Source organism: Streptomyces stelliscabiei, assembly GCF_014873495.1.
Classification (GTDB): Bacteria; Actinomycetota; Actinomycetes; order Streptomycetales; family Streptomycetaceae; genus Streptomyces; species Streptomyces bottropensis.
Genome location: NZ_JADBGF010000001.1, coordinates 8,285,092 through 8,298,632 on the forward strand (window position 1 = coordinate 8,285,092; position 13,541 = coordinate 8,298,632).

The window sequence follows — 13,541 nt, forward strand, 5'->3', positions numbered from 1 at the left end:
GACGCGGTCGCCGGCGTCGATTGTCGTACCCCGCCCGTAGAGTCGGAGGCAGTTGATCGGAGCCGCACCCCAGGCGGCTCCCGCGACCGAAGGCGGGTGACCGGACACATGGGGGACAGGGCTGCTCCCGAGGCCGGCACGGCCGTCCCCGCGCGGCCGGCCGTGCCCGTCCGGCTGGCGGCCGTCTTCCTCCCGGCCCCGCTGCCCCGCCACGGCCGGTTCGCGTTCTGGGACCCGGCGGGCGGCGAGCCGCCACCGGGAGACACCGAGGACCTCACGGTCGTACGACAGCACGGCACCGGAGCGCGCAGAGGCACCGTCCCCGCCCGGTACGTGACGGTCGGCGAAGCCCTCCCCCTGCTCACCCGCGCCCGCCGCGACCCCGCCGCCCACCCCGCCACGGCCTGCTGGGGCGCGGCCGCGCTGCACGCGCTGCGCCTGGTCGCCCGGGGGCGGCTGCTGCCGGGCCTGACCGCCGACGGGTACGACGCATGGCGGGCGGGACCGCTCGACCCGGACGACATCGCCCACCTCAGGGCCGTCGCCGCCGCACTGCCGTACGAGGGCCACGCGGTCCCGCTGCCCGGCAGGGGCCCACTGCGGCTGCCCGAACCGGAACCCCTGCTGCGGTCCTTCCTGGACGCGGTCGCCGACACACTGCCGCGTGGCCCGGCGGCGCCGTACGTCTCCGGGAAACCCTTCGCCGCGCACACCGGACAGCGGCTGCCGCAGGCCCGTGACTGGGCCGCCGAGGTCGCCGCCGGCATGGACGCGGGCGTACGCGTCTCCCTGCGGCTGGACCTGGCCGCGCACGACCTCTTCGACGACAGCGAAGGTGCCCTGCGGGCGGGCGCGGCGGTCGTCCAGGTGCACAGCCTCGCCGACCCCACCCTCGTCGTCGACGCCGCCGCGCTGTGGGCCGGGGACGCGGACGCGGCGTTCGGGCCCCGCGCACGCGTGGACGCCGCCCTTGCCGTCCGGCGCGCCGCCCGTGTCTGGCAGCCCCTGGACCGGCTCTGCGAACAGGACGTGCCCGACGTCCTCGCCCTGTCCGAGGACGAGCTGTCCGACCTGCTCGGCGTCGCCGCGACCCGGCTCGGGGCGGCCGGCGTCGCCGTGCACTGGCCCAGGGACCTGGCCCACGACCTGAGCGCCCGCGCCGAGGTGCGCCCCGCGCCCGGCTCCGCCACGGACGGCACCGGCTTCTTCGAGGGCGAGGAACTGCTGCGCTTCCGCTGGCAGTTGGCGCTCGGCGGCGACCCGCTCACCGAGGCCGAGATGGACACCCTCGCCGAGGCCCACCGCCCGATCGTGCGCCTGCGCGACCAGTGGGTCCTCGTCGACCCCGCCCTCGTCCGCAAGGCCCGCAAACGCGAGCTGGGCCTCCTCGACCCGGTGGACGCCCTGTCCGTGGCCCTCTCCGGCACCGCGGAGGTCGACGGGGAGACGGTGGAGGCCGTGCCGGTGGGCGCCCTGGCGGCCCTGCGCGACCGCCTGACGGCCGGCGTCGGCCCGGTCGACCCGCCCCCGGGCCTGTCCGCCACCCTCCGCGACTACCAGCTCCGGGGCCTGGCCTGGCTGGACCTCATGACCTCCCTCGGACTCGGCGGCTGCCTCGCCGACGACATGGGCCTCGGCAAGACGATCACGGTCATCGCCCTCCATCTGCGCCGGGCCCGCCCCGAACCCACCCTGGTCGTCTGCCCCGCCTCCCTGCTGGGCAACTGGCAGCGCGAGATCGCCCGCTTCGCCCCCGGCGTGCCCGTGCGCCGCTTCCACGGCCCCGACCGCACCCTGGACGACCTCCAAGGCGGTTTCGTCCTCACCACCTACGGCACCATGCGCTCGACGGCCCCGCGCCTGGCCCAGCAGGACTGGGGCATGGTCGTCGCCGACGAGGCCCAGCACGTCAAGAACCCCTACTCGGCGACGGCGAAGGCCCTGCGCACGATCCCGACCCCCGCGCGCGTCGCCCTCACAGGAACCCCGGTCGAGAACAACCTCTCCGAGCTGTGGGCCCTCCTCGACTGGACGACACCGGGGCTCCTCGGTCCGCTGAAGTCCTTCCGCGCCCGCCACGCCCGCGCCGTGGAGAACGGCGAGAACCCCGGCCACGACGAGGCCGTGACCCGTCTCGCCCGGCTCGTCCGCCCCTTCCTCCTGCGCCGCAAGAAGTCCGACCCGGGCATCGTCCCCGAACTCCCGCCCAAGACGGAGACCGACCACCCCGTCCCCCTCACCCGCGAACAGGCCGCGCTGTACGAGGCCGTGGTCCGTGAGTCGCTGCTCGCCATCGAGACGGCGCAGGGCATCGCCCGCCGGGGCCTGGTCCTGAAACTGCTCGGAGCCCTCAAACAGATCTGCGACCACCCGGCGCTGTATCTCAAGGAGGAGCCGGACAGCGCCACCGGAGACCGGTTCGCCGCCCGCTCCGGCAAACTGGCCCTCCTGGACGAGCTGTTGGACACGCTGCTCTCCGAGGACGGCTCCGCGCTGGTCTTCACCCAGTACGTCGGCATGGCCCGTCTGATCACCGCGCACCTCGCCGCCCGCGCCGTCCCGGTCGAGCTGCTGCACGGCGGCACACCGGTCAAGGACCGCGAACACATGGTGGACCGCTTCCAGAGCGGGGCGACCCCGGTGCTCGTCCTGTCCCTGAAGGCCGCCGGCACCGGACTGAACCTGACCCGCGCCGGTCATGTCGTCCACTTCGACCGCTGGTGGAACCCGGCCGTGGAGGAGCAGGCCACCGACCGCGCCTACCGCATCGGCCAGACCCAGCCCGTCCAGGTGCACCGGCTCATCACCGAGGGCACCGTCGAGGACCGCATCGCCGAGATGCTGGAGTCCAAGCGGGCCCTCTCCGACGCCATCCTCGGCTCGGGCGAGGCGGCCCTCACGGAGCTGACCGACCGGGAGCTGACCGACCTGGTGTCGTTGCGGAGGTCGGCGTGAGCGGGGAAGAGGAGACACCGGCGGGCGAGGAGAGGCCGGATCGCGCGGCCGGGGCCCGGCCCGCCGACGCGGCCCGCCGGGCCTTGCGGGCGGCGCGGGAGCGGGACAGGTACGGCGCCGAGGCCGAGGACCCGCAAGAGTCGGCGGCGGGCGGTGCGTCCGTGGCCCGGACGGCTCGCGAGGCCGCCGCTCGGCCGGGTGACGCGGCACGGGACGCGTTGCGCCGGGCCGCGCGGTCCCGGGCGGCGGGCCTCGACCAGCCGGCGGTGATGCCGGAAGCGGTAGAGCTGGAAGAGGGGGAGCCGGAAGAGGGGGAGCCGACGGAACGGCCGCGCGAGGACGGGCCGTTGACGCCGGGCGCTGCGGGTGCTCTGGGCGCTGCGGGTCGGCGGCCAGCGGAGCGTGCTTCCGCCGATCCCGGAGACCCCCCGTTCACCGGCGGGCCCGGCCCGGGCGCGTCGACGGGGGAGGGAAGCAGGCCCGCCCCTCGCCCCGGTGACATCGCCCGCGAGGCGTTGCGGGCGGCCCGTGAGGCCACGGACCGGGCCCGGTCCGAGGCCGTGACCACGCGCGCCGAGGCCACCGCCGGGGAGGGCCGGACTCCTCGGCGCGCGGCGACGGGACGCGACCGGGCCTCGGCCGGCCGGGTGGGGGACGTACGCGAACTGCTCGCCGACGCCTTCGAGTTGCCCTCCGAGGCGGCACGCGAACCTGCCGGGACCTCCATGCCGGGTCCGGACACCATGAGCGAGGAGACGGCGGACCCGGGTCCGGAGACGGAGGCCCCGAAGGTGCTGCGAGATGAACCAGGTTGGGCACCTGACGAGTCACCTGAGACTCCTGGGGCACCGTCACCCCGCCCGTCCCCACCGCCGGGCGGCCGTGTCCCCCGCACCATGGCCGCCCCCTCCCGGGACGGTGAACTGCGGCGTACCTTCCGCCCGTTCCCGCCGCGCCCCTCGGCCGGGGAGGCGTTCGCGGAGAGCTGGTGGGGCAACGCGTGGGTGACGGCGCTGGAGGAGGGCGCGCTGGACCCGGCGCGGTTGGCGCGAGGGCGGGCGTACGCCGACAAGGGGCGGGTGGACGCGATCACCGTCACACCGGGGCTGGTGCTGGCGTACGTGCACGGCAGCAGGGCTCGGCCCTACCGGGTCCAGCTGCGCCTGCGGACACTGGACGACGACGAATGGGACCGCTTCCTGGACGCGGCGGCGGAGCAACCGGCCCACATCGCCGCGCTGCTGGACAAGGAACTGCCCCAGACGCTCGCCGGACCCGGACCCGGACCCGGACCCGGACCCGGACCCGGACCCGGACCCGGACCCGGACCCGGACCCGGACCCGGACCCGGACCCGCATCCGGAGCCACCCCCAGGTCCGGACGCGGCGTGCGCCTGCTGCCCGGACCCGGTGAGCTGGAACCCCGTTGCAGCTGCCCCGACTTCGGGCACCCCTGCAAGCACGCGGCCGCGCTCTGCTACCAGACGGCGCGACTGCTGGACGAGGACCCGTTCGTCCTGTTGCTGCTGCGAGGCCGGGGCGAGCGGGAGCTGCTGGACGCCTTGTCGCGGCGGAACGCGGCCCGCGCCGCGCGTGCCGCCCAGGAGCAGGAGCCCATCCCACAGCCGGGGATCCGGGCCCGCGACGCCCTCGCGCCCCGCACCCTCCCTCCGCTGCCCGCCCCGCTGCCCCCGCCGCCGCACCCGGAACAGCCGCCGGTGTACCCGGCCGCGCCCGGCGGCCCGGACCCCTTCGCGCTGGACCAGTTGGCCACCGACGCGGCCGCCCGCGCGCACACGCTGCTCACCACGGGCCGCGACCCGGTCGCCGAACTGACGCTGTGGCAGGACGCGGTACGACTCGCCGCCGCCCGCCCCGGCTCCGGTCTCACCGCCACGACCCGCGCCCTGTACTCGTCCCTGGCCGCCGCCACCGGGCGCACCCCGGCCGACCTGGCCCGCGCGGTCGCCGCCTGGCGGCAGGGCGGCCTCGAAGCGCTGACCGTCCTGGAGGAACCCTGGGACCCGCCGGCCGGCCGCTTCGACCGCGCCCGCCCCCTGCTCCTCGCCGCCGACCTGCCCGCCTTCCGCCCCTGGCGCAACCACCTCACCCATCCCCGCGGCCACGTGCAACTCCGCCTCGGCCGCGACGGCCTGTGGTACGCGTACGAGTCCGAACCGGGCCACGACGACTGGTGGCCGAGAGGCACCCCGGACCTCGACCCGGTGGGCGCGCTGACCGGCCTGGGAGCGACCGACGACTGACGCGTCCCGGCCCGCACGCGATCCGGCGACCCCGAACGTGCCGCGGGCCGCGCGACACGACACGCGACACGCGGGGAAATGTGTTCGACTCCGTGGACCGGGGCTCGGCGCGGACCGCGCGCCCGCCCCGTGACCTGCGCTCAGGTGAAGACGATGTGAGAGTTGCCCGCTGATGTTCGGGAGTCGTCCGGGCCGATTCGGGGGCCCGGGACCGAGCACGGGCCGAGGGACGTTAGCGTGGAGCGGTGAGTGAGACGCAGACCCCCGCCCTCCAGTACCGGTTCGACGGGCCGGACGACGCCCCGGTCCTGATCCTCGGACCCTCGCTCGGCACGACCTGGCACATGTGGGACCGGCAGGTCCCCGAACTGGCCAAGCAGTGGCGGATCTTCCGCTTCGACCTGCCCGGCCACGGCGGTGCCCCCGCGTACCCCGGCGGCTCGGTCACCGAGCTGGCCGCCCGGCTGCTGGCCACCCTCGACGCCGTCGGGGTGCAGCGCTTCGGCTACGCGGGCTGCGCGCTCGGCGGCGCCATCGGGGCCGAGCTGGCGCTGCGTCACCCCGAGCGCCTCGCCTCCCTCGCGCTGATCGCCGCCTCGCCCCGCTTCGGCACGGCCGACGAGTTCCGGCAGCGCGGAGTGATCGTCCGGACGAACGGCCTCGACCCGATCGCCCGTACGTCCCCGGACCGCTGGTTCACCGGCGGGTTCGCGGCGGCGCAGCCCGCGATCACCGAGTGGGCGGTGCAGATGGTCCGCACCACCGACCCCGGCTGCTACATCGCCGCCTGCGAGGCGCTCGCCTCCTTCGACGTGCGCGCCGAACTCGGCCGCATCGGCGTCCCCACCCTCGTCCTCGTCGGCTCCGACGACCAGGTCACCGGCCCCGCCGAGGCCCGCACGCTCGTCGCGGGCATCCCGGACGCCCGCCTCGCCGTCGTCCCCGGCGCCTCGCACCTCGTCCCGGTCGAGCAGCCCGCCGCCGTCACCGACCTCCTGGTCCGGCACTTCTCCACGGCCTGGCAACCCGCCTACGACTCCACCACCGGCCAGGTCGCCGTCCCGGCGACCCCGGTCAAGCCGGCCCTGGCCGCCGTGCCGCCGCAGGCGGGGCCCGTCGCCGCGATCGCCCCGGCCGCCGCCCAGCCCGAGGCGCTGGGGAGACCCGACCCGTACGACGCCGGGCTCAAGGTCCGCCGCGAGGTGCTCGGGGACGCGCACGTCGACCGGGCGCTGGCCACGGCGGACGAGTTCTCCGGCGACTTCCAGGAGTTCATCACCCGCTACGCCTGGGGCGAGATCTGGGACCGGCCCGGTCTCGACCGCCGCTCCCGCAGCTGCGTCACGCTGACCGCGCTCGTCGCCGGCGGCCACCTGGACGAACTGGCCTTCCACACTCGTGCGGCCCTGCGCAACGGCCTCACCCCGGACGAGATCAAGGAGGTCCTCCTCCAGGCCGCCGTCTACTGCGGGGTGCCGGCCGCGAACAGCGCCTTCCGGGTCGCCCAGCAGGTCATCCGTGAGGAGACCACCCCCGACGAGTGAGGCCGGACCGCGGCCGGCCTCCGGGGGCCCGGCACCGGTGGGCGGGGGCAGGATGGACCCATGAAGCTCACGAAGAAGTCGCACGCCTGTGTCCGTCTGGAGAAGGACGGACGCACGCTCGTCATCGACCCGGGCGGGTTCAGCGAGCAGGACGCCGCGGCCGGCGCGGACGCCGTCCTGGTCACGCACGAGCACCCCGACCACTTCGACGAGGGACGGCTGCGGGCGGCCCTGGAGGGCAACCCGGCCGCCGAGATCTGGACGCTGCGCTCCGTCGCCGAGAAGGTCTCCGCCGCCTTCCCCGGCCGGGTGCACACCGTCGGCCACGGAGACACGTTCACGGCCGCGGGCTTCGACGTCCAGGTCCACGGCGAACTGCACGCCGTGATCCATCCGGACATCCCCCGCATCACCAACGTCGGCTACCTCGTCGACGCCGGCCGCGTCTTCCACCCCGGCGACGCCCTCACCGTCCCCGACCACGCCGTCGAGACGCTGATGCTGCCCGTCATGGCCCCCTGGAGCAAGATCTCCGAGGTCATCGACTACGTCCGCGAGGTGAAGCCGCACCGCGCGTACGACATCCACGACGCTCTCCTCACCGACCTCGCCCGCCCCATCTACGACCGCCAGATCGGCGCCCTGGGCGGCGCGGAGCACCTGCGCCTGGCGCCCGGTGCCTCGGCGGACGTCTGAGCCGGGCGCATGTCCCCGCCCGCGAACGGGCGGGACCGGCGCTGTCGGACCCGCCCGGTAGGTTGGGGAACATGCGCATCGCGACCTGGAACGTGAACTCGATCACCGCCCGCCTCCCGAGGCTCCTGGCCTGGCTGGAGAGCAGCGGCACGGACGTGCTCTGCCTCCAGGAGGCCAAGATCGCCGAGGCCGGCTTCCCGCTCGACGCCCTGCGCGAGGCGGGCTACGAGGCGGCCGTGCACGCCACGGGGCGGTGGAACGGCGTGGCGGTGATCTCGCGCGTCGGCATCGAGGACGTGGTCAAGGGCCTGCCGGGCGACCCCGGGTACGACGGCTCGGTGGAGCCCCGCGCGATCTCCGCGACCTGCGGCCCGGTCCGCGTCTGGTCGGTGTACGTGCCGAACGGCCGCGAGGTCGATCACCCGCACTACGCGTACAAGCTCCAGTGGTTCGAGGCCCTCAAGGCCGCCGTCGCCGGTGACGCCGCGGGCAGCCGTCCCTTCGCGGTGATGGGTGACTACAACGTGGCGCCCACGGACGACGACGTGTACGACGTCGCCGCCTTCGAGGGCCTCACCCATGTCACCCCCGCCGAGCGCGCCGCCCTCGCCTCCCTCCGCGAGGCGGGCCTGAGCGACGTCGTCCCCCGTCCCCTGAAGTACGAGCACCCGTTCACGTACTGGGACTACCGCCAGCTCTGCTTCCCCAAGAACCGGGGCATGCGCATCGACCTGGTGTACGGCAACGAGGCGTTCGCGAAGTCCGTGACCGACTCGTACGTGGACCGCGAGGAGCGCAAGGGCAAGGGCGCCTCGGACCACGCGCCGGTCGTGGTGGACCTGGAGGTGTAGACCCACGCCCCCACGCTCAGGCCCCTCACGCTCACAGGAGCGTGAGGTCCACCGACCCGGCCAGCGCCGCCAGCCCCGCCTCGTTCGGATGCAGATGGTCCCCGCTGTCGTACGAGGGGAGCAGCCTGGCCGGGTGGTCGGGGTCGCGCAGCACCGCGTCGAAGTCGAGGACGCCGTCGACGTCCTCGCCGCCCCGGATCCACGCGTTCACCGCGACACGTTCGGCGTCCGCGGCGGCCGTGCAGCGGGCCTCTCCCTCGCACGGCGCGATCGTCGCCACCAGCACGCGCAGGCCCCGTTCGTGCCCCCGGGCCACGATCTCCCGCAGACCGGCGACGACCTCGCCGGCCGTCGTGCCCCAGCGGACGTCGTTGACGCCCTGGAAGACGACGACGGTACGGGCGGAGGTCTGGGCGAGGACGTCCCGGTCGAGGCGGTGCAGGGCGCTCACGCCGCCCGTGTCGGCGGAGACGCCGTCGCCGGGATAGCGGTCGGTGACCACGCGGTTCGCCGAGATCCCCTGGTTGAGGACGCCGTAGCGCGGGACCTCGTCCTGGTCCCGCAGCCGCCCGGCCAGCACGTCCGGCCACCGTCGGTCGGCGTCGACCGTCACCTTCTCGCCGTCGGTGATCGAGTCCCCGAGCAGGACCACGGAACCCGGGCCGCCGCCCACGTCCACCCCGGTCAGCAGCGGCCAGGTGGTCACCGTCGAGGTGTACGCCGCCGCCGAGGTCTCGCCCGCGTGGTCGCCGGGCCCGCTCACGTACGACGTCTGCTGGGCCAGCCGGTGCACGGGCGCGGCCGTCACCGTGTCCGGCAGATGGAAGCTCACCAGGAGGTCGGTGTCCGGGGGCACCTCGAAGCCCAGCGGGTCGCTGAACGCCTGTGCCCCCGCCGGGATCCGGGTGCCCGCCACGCCCCCGAACGACAGCGCCACCGGCGTGCTGCGCGCGGCGGCGCCCTCCGCCCGCAACGCCACCGTCGCGCTCCCCACCCGTACCGGCGTCGACGCGAAGGTGTTGTCGAGCCGGATCCGCACCCGGGGCCCGCCCGCCGAGGTGTGCACCACCAGCCGCAAAGTCCGGTCGGTCCAGGGGCCGACGGCGGTGTAGCCGGAGGTGGACGCGGCCCAACCGCCGGTCCAGCCGCGCGACTCGGGGCGGACGGAGAGGGCGAACACATGCAGGTCGCCGTTGCGCGGCAGCGTGACGGAGGCGACCTCGCGGCCCCGCCCGACCGGCACCGTGACGACGTACAGCCGTGCCTTCTCGGCGAGTTGACCGCCGGGGGTGTTGATGTGGGGGAGCGCGACGGCCTTGGTGGCGAGCGGGCCGGTGCGCCAGTCGGGCGCGGTGAGGCGGTACGCGGTGCGGGCGCCGTTCGCGTACCGGACCGTCCCGGTGCCGGTCGCCTCGGTGCCGCCCGTGGCGGCGACGAGGAAGGCGAGGGCGTCGCCCCGGCCCCGTACGCGGACCGACTGGCCGGCGGCGCGTACGTTGTCGGGCTCGCCCGCCGCGCGGCGCGGCCAGGTCAGACGCGCGCCCTGCACGGTCAGCGCGCGCCCCGGCGTCCACCCGGCGGCCGTCAGGTCGTCGGCGGAGAGTGAACCGCCGCGTCCGTCGAAGTCGGCCTCGGCGGGCCGCGCGTCGTCGCTGACCGCACGGTTGTCGAAGAGACGTTCCAGCGGCGCCGGTTCGCCCCCTCCGGCGTCGGCGGCGCGGGCCGTGGCGGCCGGCGCGGCTGTCGCCAGGAGTGCCAGTACGCAGGCCGTTCCCCAGACGCGTAGGCGCACGCGGGACCCCTCCCGTTCGCTGATGACCATGATGGCGACGATGATGACGGATGTGGCATCGGTACGGTGACGAGGCGACTGATGTGTCATGAACCTAAAGAGGCGTCAGGAACCCGTCAATGAGGCGTGCGTCAACGGCGAACGAACTCCCGACGAACAGGGGGACCCGCGCGCCTGTGGTGCCGGGGGTGAGGTGGATGACACGCTGAGCGCATGAACATCTCTTTCCTGGGCAACTGGCGCAAGAGGCGTGGTCCCGCCTTCGGGGTCGCGGTGTTCACCGGCGACGGTGACGACGACGGTCACGAAGGCCTCGCCGAACTCCTCGCCGAATGCGAACTGCTGCGCGCTCAGGCAGCCCAGGCAGGTGTGCGACTGGACGATTCCGCGTCCTCGTTGGAAGCCCTCGACCAGCTCGTCCCGCGCTGGCGCGACGACGAGGAGACGGCGGCCTGGCTCGGCAACGACGCCGGGCTCTATCTGGGCACGGTCGTCGTACGGACCGTCCCCGGCGCCCGCTGGGAGATCTGGCCCAACGGGCAGCCCGTGGTGCGGCTGGTGTCCGGCCGTGAGATCGACGTGGTCGCGGCCGGCCAGGAGTGGGCCGCGAGCGGCGCGCCGGAACTCTCCCAGCTGTACGCGGAGGTCGCGGAGAGCTGACGGTCCCTCACCATGCCCACGCCGCCGCCGGTCCCCGACAATACGGCTAATCCACGGCCGAGCGTGTCGTGTACGGGGGGCACGGCCGTCCGGATAGTTTGCGGCACCTGCGACACGACACACGCGAGGGCACGACACGCCGGGGCAGGCCACGCCTGGGCACGACACGACATGGCACACCATCGCACGGCCGAGAGCGAGTAGGGCGGGCAGGGCATGGCGGTCGATCCGCTGATCGAGATGCACGACGTGAACAAGTACTTCGGCGAGCTGCATGTCCTGCAGGACATCGACCTCACCGTCGGCAAGGGGGAGGTGGTCGTGGTCATCGGCCCGTCGGGGTCGGGGAAGTCGACGCTGTGCAGGGCGATCAACCGGCTGGAGCCCATTCGCTCCGGCACCATCCTGCTCGACGGGCAGCCGCTGCCGGACGAGGGCAAGGCCCTCGCGGCGCTGCGCGCGGACGTCGGCATGGTCTTCCAGTCCTTCAACCTCTTCGCGCACAAGACGGTCCTGCAGAACGTGTCGCTCGGTCAGGTCAAGGTCCGCAAGAGGAAGAAGGAGGACGCCGACCGACGCTCCCGCCAACTCCTCGACCGGGTGGGCCTCGCCGACCAGGCGGACAAGTACCCGGCGCAGCTCTCCGGCGGCCAGCAGCAGCGCGTGGCCATCGCCCGCGCCCTGGCGATGGATCCCAAGGCCCTCCTGTTCGACGAGCCGACGTCGGCCCTCGACCCGGAGATGATCAACGAAGTCCTGGAGGTCATGCAGCAGTTGGCGCGCGAGGGCATGACCATGGTCGTCGTCACCCATGAGATGGGCTTCGCCCGCTCCGCCGCCAACCGTGTCGTCTTCATGGCGGACGGCCGCATCGTCGAGGACCGCGCTCCGGACGCGTTCTTCACGGACCCGGAGAGCGACCGCGCCAAGGACTTTCTCTCCAAGATCCTCAAGCACTGACCTCCGCCACCGGACCGGGCGCGGGCCTCGACTACGATGAGCGGTTCATCCACTTGGGGTGAGCGAGGCCGTGGACGCCACCCCGGCCGAAACAGGGAAGCCGCTGCCGGACAGGCGGCGGCCAGGGGCCAGGCCCGTCCGGCGGCAGCCGGAGATCACTGCTCGCGCAGCGGGATCGACACGTACGACGGGTCGTTCGGCGGCGAGGAGAAGGTCAGCTGCGCGCCGGTCGGGTTGTGCTCGATGTAGAGCGGGTCGACCGTGTCGACGACCAGGGCGAGACGGTGGCCCGCCGGAACGTCGTAGGCCGTGGAGAGCAAGTCCAGGTCCAGGCCGAAGGACTCGCCGGGCGTCTCGCCGTGGAAGGTGTACGGCGCGTGGCTGACCAGCTTGCCGAGGCCGAGCGGGCCCACGTCGTACAGATAGGCGACGAGGGTGCCGCTCTCCTTGGTGGGGGTCACCGTGGTGTGCAGCTTCGCGGTGCCGCGCACGGCCTGCGTCGTCGCGTACTTCTCCGACTGCCACACGGCCGCCCAGCGGCGCGGCAGCAGCGGGATCGAGGCCACGGGCGGGAGTTGCGCCACCTGGTCCAGGATGCTGGACAGGAAGACGATCCCGCCGTTCGCGCCCGAGTCGACGTTCGCGCGGATCGTGGTGCCGCTCGTCAGGGCGATCTTCTGACGGGTCGCGGTGACCGACTTCCAGTCGGGATAGCCCTCGAAGGCGCCGCCCGTACGGGACTTGAGCCGGACGGGCCGCTCGCGGTCGATGCCGTTGTCGTTGCCCCTGAGATAGCGGTCGAACCAGCGCCGCGTGTCCGTCCACACGTCGTTCGGCAGTCCGAACAGGCCGGTCAACTCCGTGGTCGCGTGGTCGCCGGGGCGCAGCTCCAGCCGCTTGGGGCCGGTGAGCTTCTCGTAGAAATCGGCGTACTGGTTGGGCGGGAAGACAGAGTCGCCCCAGGCGTTGGCGAGCATGACGGCCGTGCCGTTGCTGTTGAGCTGGTCCAGATAGGTCTCGGGGGAACGTTTCTTCCCCCAGGCGATCATCTCCTCCTCCGTCGTCAGGTCGGAGGCGTAGAAGTTCTTGAAGATCTGCTGGATCTCGGGGCCCTGGCGGCCGGTGATCCGTCCCGCGCCGTCCAGCAGGGCGCCGGCCTGGAGGTGCTGGGTGCGCCCGCCGTAGATCGAGTCGATCAGGTCCGCCCAGCCGCTCAGCGCGGCCACCGCCTTGACCCGCTTGTCGTGCGCGGCGGTGAGCAGACTGATGCCGGCCCCGTAACTCAGCCCCGCCATGCCGATGTGCGCGGCGTCGGCCGGGGTGTTGGCGAGGGCCCAGTCGATCACCTTGGAGGCGTCGGCCGTGTCGGGTGGGCCCGCGACCTCTATGTACCCGCCGGACTCCCAGAAGCCGCGGACGTTGTAACTGACCACGACATAACCGGCGTCGGCCAGTTCCCGAGCCTGGGCCAGGTACTCGATCTGCGGGAGGCCCCAGCTCGTGGGCAGCACGAGGAGCGGGTAGGCGCGCGAGGTGTCGGCGGGTGCGACGACATTGGCCTTGAGGACCGTGCCGCCGTCGCCCGCGATGTCCACGAAGCGGGTGGTGGGGGCGGCGGTGGAGCCGGACGCCGCCTGGGCGGCGGGGGCGAGACCGAGGGCCGTGCCGGCGATCAGGGTGGCCGAGACGGCGCCCGCGGCGCTCGTCCGCAGCGCCCTGGCCGTACGCGAGGTGGTGCCGTGCTGGTGTCTCATGGGTCGCCTCACTCGTGTAAGTGCAAAGTGACCCGACGGTAACCGGACGCCCTTACCGGAAGTAA

General features: G+C 73.9%; 9 protein-coding genes. 7 read left to right on the plus strand and 2 right to left on the minus strand.

What is annotated here, in order from left to right; genetic code table 11:
* Nucleotides 1-108: 108 nt before the first annotated feature.
* The 5 genes from H4687_RS36415 to H4687_RS36435 all read left to right on the plus strand — a co-directional run bounded on the left by H4687_RS36415 (nt 109) and on the right by H4687_RS36435 (nt 8,310).
* On the plus strand, nt 109-2,955 hold the full coding sequence (locus H4687_RS36415) for a DEAD/DEAH box helicase (RefSeq protein ID WP_050399359.1): 2,847 nt from the start codon (nt 109-111) through the stop codon (nt 2,953-2,955).
* A complete protein-coding gene (locus tag H4687_RS36420) occupies nt 2,952-5,219 on the plus strand; it encodes an SWIM zinc finger family protein (protein WP_050399341.1) in 2,268 nt (755 codons plus the stop codon). The genes H4687_RS36415 and H4687_RS36420 overlap by 4 nt, the downstream gene beginning before the upstream one ends.
* Before the next feature lie 245 nt (nt 5,220-5,464).
* The gene (pcaDC, locus tag H4687_RS36425; RefSeq protein ID WP_046917933.1) at nt 5,465-6,763 is read left to right on the plus strand and encodes a bifunctional 3-oxoadipate enol-lactonase/4-carboxymuconolactone decarboxylase PcaDC; all 1,299 of its coding nucleotides are present in this window, start codon (nt 5,465-5,467) and stop codon (nt 6,761-6,763) included.
* Nucleotides 6,764-6,823: 60 nt separating this feature from the next.
* Nucleotides 6,824-7,459, plus strand: coding sequence for an MBL fold metallo-hydrolase (locus tag H4687_RS36430; RefSeq protein WP_046917934.1), 636 nt, complete (start codon nt 6,824-6,826; stop codon nt 7,457-7,459).
* A gap of 71 nt (nt 7,460-7,530) precedes the next feature.
* Entirely contained in the window at nt 7,531-8,310 is a 780-nt protein-coding gene (locus H4687_RS36435) for an exodeoxyribonuclease III (RefSeq protein WP_046917935.1), read from the plus strand.
* 31 nt (nt 8,311-8,341) lie between these two features.
* Here H4687_RS36435 and H4687_RS36440 read toward each other — a convergent pair whose 3' ends face one another.
* On the minus strand, nt 8,342-10,132 hold the full coding sequence (locus H4687_RS36440; protein ID WP_046917940.1) for an SGNH/GDSL hydrolase family protein: 1,791 nt from the start codon (nt 10,130-10,132) through the stop codon (nt 8,342-8,344).
* Between the two features lie 183 nt (nt 10,133-10,315).
* Here H4687_RS36440 and H4687_RS36445 point away from each other — a divergent pair, with 183 nt between their 5' ends.
* Both H4687_RS36445 and H4687_RS36450 read left to right on the plus strand, forming a co-directional pair.
* The gene (locus H4687_RS36445; protein WP_046917936.1) at nt 10,316-10,762 is read left to right on the plus strand and encodes a DUF6278 family protein; all 447 of its coding nucleotides are present in this window, start codon (nt 10,316-10,318) and stop codon (nt 10,760-10,762) included.
* A 216-nt stretch (nt 10,763-10,978) separates the two neighbouring features.
* On the plus strand, nt 10,979-11,722 hold the full coding sequence (locus H4687_RS36450; protein WP_046917937.1) for an amino acid ABC transporter ATP-binding protein: 744 nt from the start codon (nt 10,979-10,981) through the stop codon (nt 11,720-11,722).
* A gap of 155 nt (nt 11,723-11,877) precedes the next feature.
* On the opposite strand, the gene H4687_RS36455 is transcribed toward H4687_RS36450, so the two are convergent.
* Entirely contained in the window at nt 11,878-13,476 is a 1,599-nt protein-coding gene (locus H4687_RS36455; protein WP_050399342.1) for a CocE/NonD family hydrolase, read from the minus strand.
* Nucleotides 13,477-13,541 lie beyond the last annotated feature (65 nt).